This window comes from uncultured Maricaulis sp., from assembly GCF_947259345.1.
GTDB lineage: Bacteria > Pseudomonadota > Alphaproteobacteria > Caulobacterales > Maricaulaceae > Maricaulis.
This window is the reverse complement of record NZ_CAMYLS010000031.1, coordinates 17,144-33,286: the sequence shown is the minus strand read 5'-3', so window position 1 is coordinate 33,286 and position 16,143 is coordinate 17,144. Positions and strand designations below refer to the sequence as shown.

The 16,143-nt window shown below is 63.6% G+C and carries 14 protein-coding genes and 1 tRNA gene; 11 read left to right on the top strand and 4 right to left on the bottom strand.

The genetic code is table 11. The features are described from left to right. The 7 genes from Q0X62_RS14505 to Q0X62_RS14475 all read left to right on the top strand — a co-directional run. Positions 1 to 402: OmpA family protein (locus Q0X62_RS14505; RefSeq protein WP_297737383.1), on the top strand; the 402-nt coding region annotated here is incomplete at its 5' end. Between the two features lie 229 nt (positions 403 to 631). Next, positions 632 to 1,918 (top strand): cystathionine gamma-synthase family protein, encoded by a 1,287-nt coding sequence (locus tag Q0X62_RS14500; RefSeq protein ID WP_297737380.1) that lies wholly within the window; start codon positions 632 to 634, stop codon positions 1,916 to 1,918. Positions 1,919 to 1,997: 79 nt separating this feature from the next. Next, the gene (locus Q0X62_RS14495) at positions 1,998 to 3,263 is read left to right on the top strand and encodes a hydrolase (RefSeq protein ID WP_297737377.1); all 1,266 of its coding nucleotides are present in this window, start codon (positions 1,998 to 2,000) and stop codon (positions 3,261 to 3,263) included. Positions 3,264 to 3,282: 19 nt separating this feature from the next. After that, entirely contained in the window at positions 3,283 to 4,299 is a 1,017-nt protein-coding gene (locus Q0X62_RS14490) for an arginine N-succinyltransferase (RefSeq protein ID WP_297737374.1), read from the top strand. A 4-nt stretch (positions 4,300 to 4,303) separates the two neighbouring features. Beyond that, the gene (gene astD, locus Q0X62_RS14485) at positions 4,304 to 5,752 is read left to right on the top strand and encodes a succinylglutamate-semialdehyde dehydrogenase (RefSeq protein ID WP_297737372.1); all 1,449 of its coding nucleotides are present in this window, start codon (positions 4,304 to 4,306) and stop codon (positions 5,750 to 5,752) included. After that, entirely contained in the window at positions 5,752 to 7,095 is a 1,344-nt protein-coding gene (astB, locus tag Q0X62_RS14480) for an N-succinylarginine dihydrolase (protein WP_366946173.1), read from the top strand. Before astD ends, astB begins: the two co-directional genes overlap by 1 nt. Before the next feature lie 99 nt (positions 7,096 to 7,194). Continuing rightward, positions 7,195 to 7,626 (top strand): response regulator, encoded by a 432-nt coding sequence (locus tag Q0X62_RS14475; protein ID WP_297737367.1) that lies wholly within the window; start codon positions 7,195 to 7,197, stop codon positions 7,624 to 7,626. Positions 7,627 to 7,639: 13 nt separating this feature from the next. Here Q0X62_RS14475 and phhA read toward each other — a convergent pair whose 3' ends face one another. From phhA to Q0X62_RS14460, 3 genes are all read right to left on the bottom strand, one after another. After that, positions 7,640 to 8,521 (bottom strand): phenylalanine 4-monooxygenase, encoded by an 882-nt coding sequence (gene phhA / locus Q0X62_RS14470; protein WP_297737364.1) that lies wholly within the window; start codon positions 8,519 to 8,521, stop codon positions 7,640 to 7,642. Positions 8,522 to 8,686: 165 nt separating this feature from the next. Then, positions 8,687 to 9,904, bottom strand: a complete 1,218-nt coding sequence (locus tag Q0X62_RS14465; protein ID WP_297737361.1) for a beta/gamma crystallin-related protein — start codon at positions 9,902 to 9,904, stop codon at positions 8,687 to 8,689. A 103-nt stretch (positions 9,905 to 10,007) separates the two neighbouring features. Then, on the bottom strand, positions 10,008 to 12,128 hold the full coding sequence (locus tag Q0X62_RS14460; protein WP_297737358.1) for an AsmA family protein: 2,121 nt from the start codon (positions 12,126 to 12,128) through the stop codon (positions 10,008 to 10,010). Between the two features lie 129 nt (positions 12,129 to 12,257). Between Q0X62_RS14460 and Q0X62_RS14455 the strand changes: the two genes are divergently transcribed. Together Q0X62_RS14455 and Q0X62_RS14450 are read left to right on the top strand one after the other, a co-directional pair. Beyond that, positions 12,258 to 13,061: a M48 family metallopeptidase gene (locus Q0X62_RS14455; RefSeq protein ID WP_297737355.1), complete on the top strand. Its 804-nt coding sequence runs from the start codon at positions 12,258 to 12,260 to the stop codon at positions 13,059 to 13,061. Positions 13,062 to 13,202: 141 nt separating this feature from the next. Further along, positions 13,203 to 13,279, top strand: a tRNA-His gene (locus Q0X62_RS14450). Between the two features lie 78 nt (positions 13,280 to 13,357). On the opposite strand, the gene Q0X62_RS14445 is transcribed toward Q0X62_RS14450, so the two are convergent. Continuing rightward, a complete protein-coding gene (locus Q0X62_RS14445; protein ID WP_297737352.1) occupies positions 13,358 to 13,828 on the bottom strand; it encodes a DUF6491 family protein in 471 nt (156 codons plus the stop codon). A 222-nt stretch (positions 13,829 to 14,050) separates the two neighbouring features. Here Q0X62_RS14445 and Q0X62_RS14440 point away from each other — a divergent pair, with 222 nt between their 5' ends. Together Q0X62_RS14440 and Q0X62_RS14435 are read left to right on the top strand one after the other, a co-directional pair. Further along, positions 14,051 to 14,905: a hypothetical protein gene (locus Q0X62_RS14440; protein WP_297737349.1), complete on the top strand. Its 855-nt coding sequence runs from the start codon at positions 14,051 to 14,053 to the stop codon at positions 14,903 to 14,905. Positions 14,906 to 14,991: 86 nt separating this feature from the next. Next, entirely contained in the window at positions 14,992 to 16,128 is a 1,137-nt protein-coding gene (locus Q0X62_RS14435) for a DUF2336 domain-containing protein (protein ID WP_297737347.1), read from the top strand. Positions 16,129 to 16,143: the final 15 nt, after the last annotated feature.

Sequence of the window (16,143 nt, the reverse complement as noted above, 5' to 3'; positions counted from 1 at the left end):
CCCCCGCCGCCGCCTCCGCCGCCTCCGCCTCCGCCGCCTCCGCCTCCGCCTCCGCCGGCGTGTGACGATGTCAGCTTCCCGGTCTATTTCGAGTGGGACAGCTCTTCGCTCACAGACCAGGCACGTGCGGTTATCGCTCAGGCAGCCAACCAGCGTGGTTCCTGTGACGTCACTCGCGTGACGGTCGCCGGCTTTACGGACCGTTCCGGTGCAGCCTCCTACAATGTGGGTCTGTCCGAGCGCCGTGCCCGCGTTGTCCGTGAGGAACTGGTTCGCCTTGGCGTTCCGGCGAGCTCCATCTCGATGGAAGCCTTCGGTGAGACCCGCAATGCCGTCGCAACCGCTGACGGTGTCCGCGAGCCGCTGAACCGTCGTACGGAAGTGGTCATCATTCTCGACTAAGCGTCGATGTGATTGCTGAACAAGATGCGGCCCGGTGTTTGTCACCGGGCCGCATTTTTTTGTGCTGTGGCTCCGTTTGGAAGATTAGTGCGCCAATCTATCTGTTTCGGGGCATGATTGGGCGGTTTTTCCGCTCTGCTGAGGGCAGGCTTGACCCGCCCGATTGGCCGGTTCAAACCGGCGGAAACCCTTTGCGGCAAACAGGCCGTCAAGCGTCGGGAGAACCATGATGAGCAAGCCGGACAAATCCTATCGCAAGCGCGAAGTCGCCGGGCACAAGCTGAGCCCTGAAACCCAGATGATGAGCTATGGCTATGATCCCAAGCTCTCGGAAATGTCGATCAAGCCGCCGGTATTCCTGACCTCGACATTTGCCTTCGCCACGGCCGAGGATGGCGCGGCCTTCTTCCGTGTCTCGCTGGGCCAGGCCGAAGAGGGTGATCCGGAACAGGCGGGGCTGATGTATTCCCGCTTCAACAATCCGAACATGGAAGTCCTCGAGGACCGTCTCGCCCTTTATGACGGCGCCGATGAGGCCGCCGTCTTCTCCTCCGGCATGGCCGCCATCTCGACGACCCTGATGGGCCTGGCTCATAGCGGTTCGGTCATCCTACAGTCGACGCCGCTCTATGGCGGCACGGAGAGCCTGATCCGAAAATTCCTGCCGCATTACGGCATTAAGTCGGTCGACTTCTTCGCGGGAGCCCGTGAAGACGAGCTTCGCGATGCGGCGACCGCCGCGATGGCCGAAGGCGAAGTCTCGGTCATCTATACCGAAACACCGACCAACCCGACCAATGACCTCGTCGATCTGCAGGCGTGCCGCCGGATCGCCGACATGATCGCCGAAAAACAGGGCAAGCGTCCCTGGATCGTCGTCGACAACACCTTCCTCGGCCCGGTCGGCCAGGCACCGTTGGCTCTGGGTGCCGATGTCGTTGTCTACTCGCTGACCAAATATATCGGGGGCCATTCCGATCTGATTGCCGGCTCGGCATCGGGGACGTCTGAAGCCATGGCCCAGATTCGCGGTCTGCGTGGTTATCTCGGGACGAATCTCGACCCGCATACCTGCTGGATGCTGCTGCGTTCGCTGGAGACCGTGAAGATCCGCATGGAAGCGGCAGCGCTGGGCGCCCGCAAGGTGGCTGAATATCTCCGCGACCATCCCAAGGTCAGCCGGGTCCGTTATCTCGGTTTCCTCGAAAAGGGCACCCGCGACGGCGATGTCTTCCACGCCCAGTCATCGATGGCGGGCTCGACCTTCGCCTTCGATCTGGCCGATGAAAAGGCGGCCTTCCGCATGCTCAATGCCCTTCAGGTCATGAAGCTGGCCGTCAGCCTGGGCGGTACGGAAACCCTGATCTGCCACCCGGGCTCGACCACGCACCGCGGTGTCGATCCGGAGCTGCGCAAGCGCCAGGGTTTCTCGGACGGTCTGGTGCGGATCTCGGTGGGTATCGAGAACCCGGACGACCTGATTGCCGATCTCGAACAGGCGCTGCAGCACGCCTGATAACGCGACCATGTACCCCGGCCGACACAACCTGTCGGCCGGGGGTGGACGCTTCCGTTTAAACGGCTATCACTGGCTCATGCACGACAAACTGGACCTCAATCCGGACGAACGCGCCGTACTCGACTGGATCGATACGCGGGCCGAGGGCATGATCGAAACGGTCAAGGCCTGGTCAGCGATCAATTCCGGCAGCCGAAATGCCGATGGCCTTGAAGCCATGCGCGCGGAGCTGGAAAAAGCCTTTGCCGAGACCGGTGGCGAGATCAGCGCGATCGAGTTGCCGCCAACCACGGTGGTCGATCCGGACGGCACGGTCCGTGAACAGGCTTTTACACCATCCTTCCATTGCCGGATCCGCCCCCAAGCGCCGATCCGCATCGTCATGACCGGTCACCACGACACGGTGTTTCCGGCCGGCAGCCATTTCCAGTCCACTGAACTCTGGGATGCCGACACGCTGAACGGTCCCGGGGTTGCGGACATGAAGGGCGGCATCCTGGTCATGCTGCACGGAATTCTCGGCCTGGAGCGCTCGCCCTGGAAAGACGAGATCGGCATTGATGTCCTGATCAGTCCGGACGAGGAGATCGGCTCGCTCGGCTCCGGGTCGATTATCGCCGAACTCGGCGCGGGTGCCGATATCGGCATGACCTATGAGCCGGCGCTGGCCGATGGCTCGCTGGCCGGTGCTCGCAAGGGGTCTGGCAATTGGTCCTTGAAAGTCTCCGGCCGCGCCGCCCATGCCGGGCGTGAGCATCATCTCGGTCGCAATGCCCTGGCGGCGGCCTGCCAGTTCGGGCTCGGTCTGGATGCGCTCAACGGCAAGCGCGAGGATGTCACTTTCAACCTGGCCCGCATCGATGGCGGTGGCCCGCCCAATGTGGTCCCCGACAATGCGGTTGCCCGCTTCAATGTGCGGGTCAAAACCGAAAATGACCGCATCTGGGTCGAGGCCGAGCTGGAACGCCTGGTCGACGAGATCCGGGTCCGCGACGGGATTGAGGCCGAATTGCATGGCGGATTTACCCGTCCGCCCAAGCCGATGTCGCCGGCGAACGCAAAAATGTTCGAATGGACGAAGGCGGCCGGTTCCGCGCTCGGTCTCGACATTCGCTGGCAGGACACGGGTGGTGTCTGCGAGGGCAATAATCTGTGGGCCGCCGGTTGCCCCAATGTTGATACGCTGGGCGTGCGCGGGGCGGACATTCATTCCGACCGCGAGATCGTCAAACTGTCCAGCTTTGCCGAGCGCGCCAAATTGTCGGCCATCATGCTGATGAAGTTCGCGCAGGGTCAATTTGATGCGCGCGAAGCGCGAGCCTTGGCAAAGCGCCAGGACTGAAGACGGATCGGGAGGGATCATGCTGATCGTACGTGCGGCCAAACGGTCGGACCTTGACGCTTTGGTGCGTCTCGCCGAGGAGGCCGGGACCGGCTTTACCTCCCTGGCTGTGCCCCCCGAAGTGCTCGAGGCGCGCCTCGCCAAATCCGAGAGCGCCTTTTCCGGGCCCGGTGACCGGCAGACCGAAGATACCTACCAGTTGATGCTGGAAGACACCGGGACGGGGCGCATTGTCGGCTGCTCGGCGGTGAAGGCGATGGTCGGTGTCTCAAAGCCCTATTGGGATTTCAAGATCATGACGCTGGCCCAGCATTCCACGGAAGCGGATCGCCGCTTCGACATGGATGCCATGTTGCTGGTCAATGATTTCGCCGGCGCGTCGGAAGTCGGGACCCTCTTCGTGTCCGAGGCCGGGCGTGGCACCGGCGCCGGGCGTCTGGTCGCCCAGTCTCGCTATTTGCTGATCGCGGCCGGGCCACAGCGCTTTGGCGAAAAAGTCCTCGCCGAGCTGCGGGGCGTCGTTCACGATGACGGGTCTTCGCCCTTTTTCGATCATGTCTCGCGCCCGTTCTTCCGCATGGATTTCGATGATGCGGACCGCCTCTCGGCGGCCACTGACAACCAGTTCATTCTCGACCTGGGGCCGCAGCACCTCATTTATGTCGACCTCCTGCCGGAAGCCGCCCGGGCCGTGATCGGCAAGACGCACAAGGACGGGCAGGGCGCCCTCAACCTGCTCAAATGGGAAGGTTTCCACTATGACCGCTATGTCGATATTTTCGACGGTGGCCCGCTGGTGTCGAACTGGACCGAGAATATCCGCACCCTGCGCGAAAGCCGCGAAGTGACAGTGCGGGCCGCGACAACGAGCGGCGGTGCCGAGGGCATCCTCTCGACCGACCGTTTCGAGGATTTCCGGACCTGCCTGGCGCAGGTTGTGGATGATGGTGACATTGTGGGCGTGTCCTACGACACGATGCAGGCACTCGACCTGCGCGAAGGTGATCGCGCCCGCTTCTGGCGACGCAAGGGATAGCATCATGACTTTCATCAACGGCGAATGGCGCGACGGCAGCGGCGCGGACCTTGTCTCACACAATCCGGCCGATGACAGCGTCGTGTGGTCGGGCAAGGCTGCGACGCCGGGCGAAGTCGATGCCGCGTTCAAGGCAGCGCGGGCGGCATTTCCGGCATGGGGGCGAAGTCTTTATCCGGAACGTGTCGCCATTGTTGAGGCCTACCAGGCTTATCTCGAGACGCACAAGGCCGAGCTTGGCGAGCTGATTTCCCGCGAAACCGGCAAGCCGCGCTGGGAAGGTCTGGCGGAGGCTGGTGCGATGATCGGCAAGGTCGCGATTTCCAAGGCGGCCTATGCCGAGCGCACCGGTGAGCAATCGACCGACACCGCCTTTGGCTATGCCGCGCTGGCGCACAAACCCTTGGGCGTGATGTTCGTGTTGGGTCCCTATAACTTCCCCGGACACCTGCCCAACGGTCATATCGTTCCGGCCCTGCTGGCCGGCAATACGATCGTGTTCAAGCCCTCCGAGCTGACGCCTGCTGTGGGTGCGTTCATGGCCAAGGCCTGGGAGGATGCCGGTCTCCCGGCCGGCGTGCTCAACCTGGTGCAGGGCGCGCGGGAAACCGGCGCAGCGGCTTTGGACAATACCGAGTTGGACGGTGTTCTCTTCACCGGGTCCTGGGGCACGGGCAAATTCATTCACGAGAAATTCGCCGGCCGACCCGGCATCCAGCTGGCGCTGGAAATGGGCGGCAATAACCCACTTGTGGTCTGGGATGCCGAGGATGCCGAAGCGGCTGCCCGCATCGCCGTCCAATCGGCCTATGTGACAGCCGGTCAGCGCTGCTCCTGCGCCCGTCGCCTAATCCTTCCCGAAGGCGCGTTCGGCGAGGCCGTGATCGAAGCCATCATCCGGATTGCCGGCCAGCTTTCAGTTGGTCGCTGGGATGCCGAGGAAGAACCCTTTATCGGCCCGCTCGTCTCGGCGCGCGCTGCCCAGGGCGTGCTCGATGCCCAGGCCGATCTGGTGGGACGTGGGGCCAAGCCTTTGCTGGAAATCTCACGCGTCCCGGAACTCGGCGACGCCTTCCTGCGTCCCGGCCTGCTTGATGTCACCGGCGTGGACGTGCCCGATGAGGAAGTCTTCGGCCCGCTGATCCAGGTCACGCGTGTGGGCAGTTTCGAAGCCGCGGTCGCGGCGGCCAATGACACGGCTTATGGCCTGTCGTCCGGCCTCGTGTCGGACAGTGAAGAGCTGTGGGAGCGCTTCTGGGTGGAAAGCCGCGCCGGCATCGTGAACTGGAACCGGCCGACCTGCGGCGCCGCCTCGAACATGCCGTTCGGCGGCCCCGGCCAGTCCGGAAATCTGCGCCCGAGTGCCTATTATGCTGCGGACTATTGCGCCTATCCGGTGGCCACACAGGCCGCCCGGACGCCGGAGCGGATGGCTGTCAAAGGGGTGGATTGATCATGGTGGCGCGCGAGGCGAATTTCGACGGACTGATCGGGCCGACCCACAATTATGGCGGTCTGTCGGACGGCAATCTGGCCAGTGCCCGCAATCAGGGGCTTGTTTCCTCGCCGCGCGAAGGCGTGCTGGAAGGCCTGACCAAGATGAAGCGCCTTGCGGATGCCGGTCTGGTACAGGGGCTCCTGCCACCGCATGAGCGTCCCTTCCTGCCCATGCTTCGCCGCGCCGGTTTCTCCGGCAGCGATTCCGCTGTCCTGGAGGCGGCCTGGAAGCAGGCGCCGGGTCTGGTCCGGAAGGCCAGCTCGGCCTCGCCGATGTGGGCGGCCAATGCCGCGACGGTGTCGCCGTCTGCCGATACGGCCGATGCGCGTCTGCATTTCACGCCGGCCAACCTCCTGACCACGTTGCACCGCTCCATCGAGGGACGCCAGACCCAGCGCAGCCTGTCCTGGGCGTTCGCCGACACGGACCGTTTTGCGGTCCATGATCCACTCCCCATGCAGGCTGATTTTGCCGATGAGGGCGCCGCCAATCACGTTCGTCTCTGTGCGGAGCAGGGCGGTGAGGGTGTCGAGATCTTCGTCTATGGCCGGACGGCCGGTGAGAACTGGTCGGGCGCTTTTCCGGCACGCCAGACACTGGAAGCCTGTCAGGCCGTTGCGCGGTCACACGGGCTGGACCCGGCCCGCTGTGTCTTCCTGCGCCAATCGCAGGACGCGATTGATGCCGGGGCTTTTCACAATGATGTGGTGTGCGTCGGTACCCGGACCACCCTCTTCTTCCACGAGCTCGCCTTCGAGGATCGGGCCGGCGCTCTGGACGCTATTCGCCGCGCCGCGGATGGCCTGTTCGAGCCTGTTTTCGTGGAAGTTCCCGAAGCCGAGGTCCCGATCGGCGATGCCATCACCAGTTATCTCTTCAACTCACAACTCCTAGAATGGCCGGGCGAGGGCCGCCTGGCACTGATCGCGCCGAAGGAGACCGAAGAGACCGAGACCACCCGTGCCTATTGTGCCTCGATGGTCGACGGCAATGGACCGATCGGCCGGGTTGAATATGTCGATGTCCGCCAATCCATGCGAAACGGCGGCGGGCCGGCCTGCTTGCGCTTGCGGGTCGCGCTGACCGATGATGAACTCGCCGCCGTGACACCAGCGGCGCTGATGACGGATGCGCTCTTCAGCGAGCTGACCGCTTGGGCGAACAAGCATTATCGGGATCGCCTCGCGCCTGATGACCTGGGTGATCCGGCTCTGATGACAGAATCGCGCGCAGCCCTGGATGGGCTGACCGGAATTCTGGGGCTGGGCGGGGATTTCTACCCGTTCCAGCGGGCCTGACCCACCCGTCTGCGTTCAGAATAATCCTATTCTCCAACGCCCTATCCAAACGGGTTTTTCGTGATAGTTTGCCGCCTTCGAACTCGGGGGAGGGAAGTGTTGTCGCACGTCAGGCCTGTGCCGGTCATTCTGGTTGATGATGATCCGGACGAGCATTTTCTGTTCAAGGCGGATCTCGAAGATGCTGGCGTTGACTTCGAGTTCAACGGCTTCACGCGCCCAGAAGACGCGATCGAGCATTTGCGGTCCCGCGACGCCGGTCCCGTGCTTGTCCTGTGTGACCTGAGCCTGGCCGGTGGCGATGCACTCGCCTTCATCGGCGACACCCAGCCCGTCCTCGGTGGTGGAGCGATCGGCGTCTATTCCGGCGCGCGCAATCCCGAGATGGAAGAAAAATGCCGTGCTGCGGGTGCGACCTTTTATATCGTCAAACCGGTGTCTCGCGACAAGCTGGTCGAGGCGCTCGCCAAGACCGGAACGATAATTCTGGCCGAGACCGGGGACGGGCGGGTCAGCCCGAGCTTGGCCTGAGCAGACCGCGTCCTCAGACCGCTTCGGCCTTGCCGGTCAGTCCGCCCGCCATCGCATATTCCTGGCTTCCGCGTGTATAGACCTTGTCGCCTTCGGCGACATCGGATGGTTTGTATTCCGGCTGGTCAGGCAGGCGTTCATAGATGGGCGCGAAATCGGCGTATGTCGCTTCCATCAGCTCGTCATAGCTGTCAATGACGAAATAGCTCTGCTGGAAATCATCATAGCGATAATCCGTCCGCATGATCCGCTCGAGGTCGAAATGGATCCGGTTGGGTGACCGAGCCTCCAGGCTGAAGATGGATTCTGCGCGCGAGGAGACGATGCCGGCGCCGTAGATGCGGCGTCCCTCCGGCGTGTTGATCAGGCCGAATTCCACCGTATACCAGTACAGCCGCGCCATGTGCTTGATGGCGTCAAACTCCAGCGAGCGCAAACCGCCCTGTCCGTAGGCCTGCATATAATCGGCAAAGACCGGTTGGGTGAGCAGGGGGACATGGCCGAAGACATCATGAAAGATGTCGGGCTCGGGCAGATAGTCGAGCTTTTCACCATCGCGGATGAAACGACCGGAAACGAAGCGGCGATTGGCGAGGTGTTCGTAGAAATCCCGTTCGGGGATGAGGCCGGGAACGGTCACGACCGTCCACCCGGTCAGTTTTTCCAGCTTCTCATTGACGCGCCGGAAATCGGGGATGCCACCCTCATTCAGATTGAGCATTTCCAGTCCGGCGAAATGCTCCGGGGCCGCGCGGCCCTTGAGGACTTTCATCTGGCGCTCGTAGAGCGTGGTCCAGATGGCGTGCTCCTCGGATGAATAGCGGTCCCACTTCTGGTCGATGGTAAAATCGGCCGCTGGGTCCTGTTCTGCAACGACGGGATCATTCACAGGCATGGATGGGCTCCGGTCAGATGAGGGTCCGAGTTAGTTTCATATGAAACTAATATAGGGCAAATCGACGTCTGACCCAACAGCCACATGCCGCGAAACCGCAAAATCCGGCACGAAAAACGCCGCCCCGTAGGCCGGGGCGGCGCATTCGTTCAGGCTTGCGCCGGATCAGTCCGTGCAGAGCACGTCGACGAGGGCGCCGCATTGCCCGGAGGTGCAGGCCCGGTTCTGTTCCAGATACCAGGTTCGGGCGCGATTATAGCGGTCCACGCTGAAATGTTCGGCCCGGCGCAGGCCGGCAGCCTGGCACATGCGGTCGGCCGCTTGCTGGTCGCAGCGCGCGCCGTATCCGCCGAGGCAGCGGTCAACGGCATAGCCATTGATCTCCGGGCGCGGGAAGAAGAGGCTGTCGACGCCGCGGACCCCGCCGCGGATATCGGCGCGCGGTCCACCGGGATAGCCGCCACCAGGGCCACCCCAGCTGTCATCGACACGACGCAGTGAGGTCAGGCGATTGCGCAGGCCCAGACTGGTCAGATCCCGCACTTCGCCCTCGACGCGCTGGCAACTGTCGGTGAACCCTTCATCATCACAGATGATCCAGCTCTCGCCGCGCGCCACGATCAGGCTGTCGGCCCGGTCATTGAAGCCCATGCGGGACAGGTTGGAGATGTCGGCATCGACCGCGACGCGCTGGCCTTCGAAATTGACGCCGTCATAGAGGAAGACGCCGGAGCGCGGCCATTCACCACCACCACCGGGGCGACCTGGACGTCTGGGGCGACCGGCATAATCCGGTTCTGCCGAACTGATCTCGCCAGCCATGCCGCCGCCTATATTGGCGATGTCGCCGTCGATAACCATGCAGGCGCCGTCAAAATTGGCGTGTTGGCAGGCAACCCAGTCACCGCGACCGCTATGGCGGACCGAGCGCGCCTGGTCGTTGAAGCCGATCCGCGAGAAATCAGGCGTGCTCGTGGTCACGACAACCGAACGACCGGTATAGTTGGGACCGGAATAAAAGGTGAGGGAGGGGCTGCCACGCCCGCCGCCCGGACGCCCGGGACGACCGGCAGCCACCGGACGCAGCGATGTCAGCTGGTCGTTCATCCGGCCCATGGAGGCCTGGTCCGAGCCATGAATTTCGCAGGTGCCGTTATAATCGTCATGCTGGCACAATTCCCACTGCCCGGACACGATGCGGAAAGAGGAGGCGCGGTCATTGAAGCGGACCGAGTCGAGATTGCGGACATCGCCGGTGACCCGGACTTCGCGGCCACGATAATTGGAGTCCTCATAAAGGATGATGGACTGGGCTGCGGCCTGGCCGGCCAGGCTGGTGAGAAGGAGGCCGATCGCGGCCTGTCCCAAGCGTTTCATGGTCATCTGTCTCTCCCCTCTATCGGGTCTGGCATCATAGGCGCAGACCCTGTCACAGCTGAGATGAACCCGATCCGGGCGGGTGGGTCATCTGACGTTCATCGCGATCCTATTGCGGATCGTCCGGCGATTCTTCCTCGGTATTCTCATTGCGATCGCGGCGCTGGTTGAGCAGCCCGCGCAGCAATTGCTCGGCCGGATCGGGGCGGCTTTCTTCTTCACCTTCATCATTGCCATCATCCTGGCCGTCATCACCCTCGCCAAGGCCGATGGCATTGAGGAGGCCATCGCGCAAGGCGTCTTCCGGTGAGCCGGATCCATCACCTCCGAGCGCGCTGTTCAGTGCGCCCTGGAGCAGGGCCTGGCCGACCGCTTCGGTATCGACGCCGACAGAGACGGAGTTGAAGCCGCCACGCAGGCGGATCGGGACGGTGATGCCACGCAGATCACGCTGCCCGCCCTGGCCTTCGATTGAGGCAACCGCGCGCGGGCGCAGGCGATAATCGACGGTTTGTTCGGGCAGGTTCACCGCGCCGGCGCCTTCGATCCGCAGAAGCGGGGAGAGCATGAGCAGGTCACGCTGGGCGACCTGGCCATCTGTGATGGAAAAGGAGCCGGTCAGCGAGGAGAAGTCGGTGGTCTGCTGCTCCCCGGTACTGGCTGCGCTCTCATCCTCGGCGTCACCCTCGTTGTTGCCGCCACCGACCAGGCGGCTCACATTGCGGATGGTCTCGGCGACATTGATGCCGACAATCGCCCCGTCGGCGAAGCTGAAATTGCCGCTGCCATCGAGCGAGCTCATGATGGCGGCCTGGGACCCGCCGGCAGCGGTCAGGTCGAGCGACAGGGCACCGGTGCCGCGCAGCTTGTCGAAGCCGGCGGCGGCCTCGAGGAAGGGACCGGCATCGAGTCCGTCCAGCTCTGCATACAGCGAGAAGCTGGGGCGGTTACCGCGGGCATTGGCCACCACGGTCGCCCGGCCCTGGCCGGCATAGAGGGCGATATTCTCTAGAATCACTTCCAGCCGGCTATTGGTCAATTGCGCCCGCAGGCGGGCATCGGAGATTTCCATGTTCTGGACTAGCAGACGGCCAATTTCGAGCCGCAGGTCGGCATCGACCACGCCGAGACCAGCCAGATCGATCGGGGCGTCGCTCCAGGGCGGAACGCCGCCGCCGGAGCTCGGCGCCGGCTGGTCGACGGGGGCTGGCAGATAGGGGTTCACATCCAGCTCGGCCAGGGTCAGCGACCCGGTCAGGCGCGGCTTCGAACCGGTCATGTCGGCGGTCAGACCGGCAGACCCGGCAATGGCGTCGAATTCCAGTCGCGAGGCATTGAGACTGATCTCGCCAGGTGTTCCCGCCAGCGTGCCCACAGCCCGGAAGCGTTCGAGATTCTCGCCCGGCGGAAGCGGCGCGCCGGCAAAGGCGGCGAGAGCGCGGATAGAGGGGATGGTGGCATCCAGCGTGCCGTCGTAGGCGATCGCCTCGCCGGCGAGGAAACGCCCGTCAAAGCTCAGATCCGCCAGATTGCCACCCAGGCCAAGCGTGACCGGCGTTTCGCGACCTTCAAAGAAATCGCGGATCGAGCCGATCGTGGCGGTGAAGTCGAGGCTCTCACCATCGGCATTGAGCGCGCCGGTGAGCCGGGTTTCCGTATCCAGCGAGGGCAGGGCGACGGAGAGGTCGAGCCCGGTAATGGCCCGGCTCTGGCTGCCATCGGAGAAGTAAAGGGCGCCGTTCTCGATCCGCACATCACCGAAGCTGGCTTCCAGGGGCAGCGCGCCTTCGCGACGGACAAAACCCCCGCCCGACGCAGCCGGCGCCGGTGCGGCCGCGCTGTCGGGATCGGTGAAGCTCCAATTATTGCCGGAGCGGTTCTGCTCCAGCCGGATGGTGGGGTCGACGAGGACGAATTCGGTGATCTCCACGCGCCGGCTCAAAAGCGGGATGAGGCGTACGCCGACCCGCATTTCGCGCATCTCGGCAAAGGCCTCCTCGCCAAAGCCCTCGGCATTGGCAATCGACACTTCGCTGGCGCGGATTTGCAATTGCGGGAAGACCTGCAGCGAAATCTCCCCGCCCAGGCTTACCTCGCGATGGAGCGCATCCCGCGCCGCCGTTTCCACCGGCTCGCGATAGGTCGAGGCGGGGATGATGGCCGGCAGGATAAAGACCGCTGCGACCAGCAGAACGACGATGAAGCCGAGGGCAAGACCGAGGCGTTTCATGGCGGGGGAACTCCGGGTTGGCTGAAAAATCACGCTAGCAGCGGTGTTTGTCGCTTTCTTGGCGAGACGTTAAAATCTCTCTGCGCTAGGTTATCGCTGATTGGAACTTCACCAAAGGGGGGAAATGCGATGTCAACGAAACCACCGGTCGATCTGGTCCGCAGACGCGAAATGATCATGGGGCTCGCCGCCGGGACCGTCCTGCCTTTCGTGGCGGGTTGTGCCGACAATGCCGCGCTCGGTCGCAGCCAGCTCATGCTGGTCTCCGACGGGCAATTGGCCCAGCTGTCCCAGCAAGCCTGGCAAGACAGCCTGCAGCGCGAGCGCGTTTTGCGCGATCCGTCCTATCAGCGCCGCCTCCAGCGCGTCGGCGACCGGGTCGTCGCCGCTTCCGGTCAGAGCCATCTGGACTGGGAATTCGTGGTCTTTGACAGCGACACGGTGAATGCCTGGGTCCTGCCCAATGGCAAGGTCGGCTTCTACAAGGGCATTCTCGACATCATGGATACGGACGACCACATCGCCACCGTGATGGGGCATGAGGTCGGCCATGTCGCCGGACGTCACTCCGCCGAACGCGCCAGCCAGCAAATGGCGGCCCAGATGGGCGTCTCGCTCCTGGCCAGCGCCATCGGCTCTTCGGGGACGGACTACGCCCAATACAGTGATGATATCGGTGCGGCCCTCGGCATGGGCGTGACCTATGGCGTCATCCTGCCTTACTCGCGTGAGCATGAATACGAGGCCGACCGGCTCGGCGTCGATTACATGGTCGGCTCGGGCTATGACCCGCGCCAGGCCGTGGACTTCTGGGTCGGCATGTCGGCCATGAATGATCACAATGTGGCAGAGTTCGCCTCGACCCACCCGTCCGACGACAACCGCGTCGCCGCCATGCGGGCCCATATCCAGGCCCGCGGCTACGCGTCCTGATCATCGCCGTCAGGGGTGCTGCAGAGCCCTCTGCAAAAGCCTTGACGGGGTGCTTGCCAGCGCGGGGCGGGGAGGCTAGTTTCCCGCGCCTCACGCCAAGGTTCGCAGCCCCGCTGCCGACCACAAGCCGTGACAAGGTGTGCCGCCTTAGCTCAGTTGGTTAGAGCGCTAGATTGTGGATCTAGAGGTCCCCTGTTCAAACCAGGGAGGCGGTACCATTTTTTCTTTCCCGCCCAGCTCCCAAGAAAAAGCCGGCCCTGTGAGGCCGGCTTTTCTGTGTTTGCCTGTCGCCACACTCACCGCATGCTCTCGGCATCGGCTTCTGCCTCAGCCGCGGCTTGCGCCCGTGCGGCAATCAGGGCGCGGGCTTCGTCATTGCTATCGACCTGTTCGATCGTGTCGAAATAGCAGCGGTCCTGGCGGGTCTGGACGTATTCGAAATGGGGGTTGTGGATCGTGGCGAAATTGTCGAGGCTGAGGCCGACACCGGTACTGCCGCGCAGACCCATGCAGCGGCGCTTGAGGGTCACCAGATAGCGGCGACTGGCACCCGCGCGCAGCACCAGGTGCTGGCGGTCGAGCACGGCATAGCCATTGATATTGCGGATCCGGATCGGACCGTTCCGGGTTTCGGTTTCGGTCTCTGTGGCCGCAGGCGACGCAGTTTCGTCCTGCGCGGTCAGCGCGGCGGCGCTGGCGGCAAGGCCCAGCGCGCCGAGTGCGGCGATCATGCTGGTCGTCAATGTCGTTCTGATCAGGCGTGTCATGCGTCGTCTCCTGGCGATTGGCCCGGGCATCGCGTGATGCCAGGCAACGGGTCGGACGTCCCTCGCATATATTATTGGCCCATCCGCAGGGCTGTGCAAGCCGATCCGGGGGCGCCGTTAACGCGGGGTTAGCCACGTTTGCGTGAGTCTGGGCATGCGATTCGGGGCGATTCGGCCCTTTGCGATCACCCCATTGGCAGCCACGCCCGCGGAGAGACAGACTTGGTCAGCCCCGTCGAGACCCACAGCCAGGACTTCACCATGCGCGCCATTCGCCAGGCGGCGCAGGAAACCGGCACGGATTTCAACTTTCTGGTGGATACTGCCGCCCGGGAGAGCAATTTCGATGTGCGCGCCGAAGCGCGCACCTCCAGCGCCGCCGGCATGTTCCAGTTCATCGAGCAGACCTGGCTGGGTGTGTTGTCGCGTCGCGGGGCCGAGCACGGCTATGCCGCCGAGGCTGACGCCATCACCCAGGACGCCAATGGCCGCTTCACCGTCACCGATCCGGCGCGGCGCCAGGAAATCCTCGATCTGCGCTTTGACGCGGTCGCCTCTGCCCGCATGGCTGGCGAGCTGGCGGCAGAGAATAACAGTGTCATCGAAGCCCGCATCGGTCGTCCGGCCTCGGGCGGTGAGCTCTATGCCGCGCATTTTCTCGGCGCGGGCGGGGCGGCTGAACTGATCTCGGCGGCGGAAAACCGTCCTGACCAGCGCGCGGACACCCTGTTTCCGGCCGCCGCCCGGGCCAATCGTCCGATTTTCTTCGAAGGCGGACGGCCGCGCTCGACCTCTGAAGTGCTCGCCGTGCTGACCCATGAAGGCAATGGCCATTCCTCGCGCGTGAATTCCCGCCAAATGGCCCAGGCCGCGGCGCTGCAGGAGGTCGGCAATATGTTGGCGACACCGGGTAGCCCGGCGGGGGCGACCAGCGTCTCGGCCCCCACCCCGGTCATGCAATCGGTCGCGTCGATGCGCTCCAATCTGCAGGTCGGCAATGGCGAATTGTCGCCGGCCCTGGTGGAAATTCTCGCCTCGCTTGATGCGCCGCGCGCCGGCCGGGTTCGTGATTCGTAAACACGACGCCAGTGGCGGCAAGCTTTCATTAAGCATGTCGCGGCTAGATTCAGCGCCAGTCTTATTTCGTTTGAAACGGACGTCCCATGAGTGTAGTCGCCCTTCGAAACCGCCTGACAAACGATGATATTCGCCGCCTGGTGAAAGGCGAGAATGACGAAGCGCGCGCCATGGCCGCACGCAAGATTTGTCGGCGCATGGATGCCGCCTCCCTGACCGAGGCCGAGCGAACGGCTGCCCGGGATATCCTTGATCTGATCGCTCGCGATGCGGCTGAACTGGTTCGCCGGGCGATGGCCATCACCCTTCGCCAATCGCCCAATCTGCCGCGCGAAATCGCCCGCAAGCTGGCAGAGGACGTCGACAGTGTCGCGATACCGGTACTGGAGCAATCGCCGGTCCTGACCGATGAGGATTTGCTCGCTGTCCTGCAATCGGCCGAGACGGGCAAGCGTTGCGCGATCGCCGGCCGCAGTCATGTGGCACCGATCATCGTGCATGAAATCCTCGACAGCGGCGATGAAGGCGCTGTCTCTGTCGCCGCATCGAATGACGGTGCCGAGTTTGATGAGGCTGCCTATCAGCGCGCGTTTTCCGAGTTTTGCGAAAACAGCGGTGTGATGGATTCCTTTGTGGCGCGATCTCACTTGCCGCTCAGCGTCACTGAGCGCCTGATCGCCCATGTGTCCGATATTGCGCTGAACCGGCTGGTGAAGACCCATGCCCTTCCGCCGCAGCTGGCGGTGGAATTGTCGGAAGGTGCGCGCGAGCGGGCAACGCTCGACCTGGTTGATCAGGCCGGCCTGGCCCATGATCCCAAGCATTTCGTCCAGCAATTGCGGCTCAACAGCCGGCTGACACCCTCCCTCATCCTGCGGGCCCTGCTGCGCGGGCATATCGCCTTTGTCGAGCATGCCTTTGCCGAACTGGCCGGGGTGACCCATTCACGGGCCTGGTTGCTGGTCCATGATGCCGGACCTCTCGGCTTGCGGGCCGTCTATGACCGCACCGGCATGCCGTCCCGTCTCTATCCCGCGGTCCGCGCAGCGCTGGATGTCTATCACGGCATGGAAATTCCCCAGGACGACGCCGGCCGGGCCCATTTCCGGCGCGTGCTGGCCGAGCGCGCAATCACGCGCTTTCAGGGTATTCCGGAAGATGATCTGGACTATGTCATGAGCCGCTTTGACGACGACATGGATGCCCTCAAGGCGACGGGCTGACACCGGTCTCCAACC

Bases quoted from the DNA above. Each gene is read 5' to 3' on its own strand.
- Q0X62_RS14500 (WP_297737380.1), top strand. From the start codon at position 632: ATGAGCAAGCCGGACAAATCCTATCGCAAGCGCGAAGTCGCCGGGCAC.
- Q0X62_RS14495 (WP_297737377.1), top strand. From the start codon at position 1,998: ATGCACGACAAACTGGACCTCAATCCGGACGAACGCGCCGTACTCGAC.
- Q0X62_RS14490 (WP_297737374.1), top strand. From the start codon at position 3,283: ATGCTGATCGTACGTGCGGCCAAACGGTCGGACCTTGACGCTTTGGTG.
- astD (WP_297737372.1), top strand. From the start codon at position 4,304: ATGACTTTCATCAACGGCGAATGGCGCGACGGCAGCGGCGCGGACCTT.
- phhA (WP_297737364.1), bottom strand. From the start codon at position 8,521: ATGCCTGTGAATGATCCCGTCGTTGCAGAACAGGACCCAGCGGCCGAT.
- Q0X62_RS14465 (WP_297737361.1), bottom strand. From the start codon at position 9,904: ATGACCATGAAACGCTTGGGACAGGCCGCGATCGGCCTCCTTCTCACC.
- Q0X62_RS14460 (WP_297737358.1), bottom strand. From the start codon at position 12,128: ATGAAACGCCTCGGTCTTGCCCTCGGCTTCATCGTCGTTCTGCTGGTC.
- Q0X62_RS14455 (WP_297737355.1), top strand. From the start codon at position 12,258: ATGTCAACGAAACCACCGGTCGATCTGGTCCGCAGACGCGAAATGATC.
- Q0X62_RS14445 (WP_297737352.1), bottom strand. From the start codon at position 13,828: ATGACACGCCTGATCAGAACGACATTGACGACCAGCATGATCGCCGCA.
- Q0X62_RS14435 (WP_297737347.1), top strand. From the start codon at position 14,992: ATGAGTGTAGTCGCCCTTCGAAACCGCCTGACAAACGATGATATTCGC.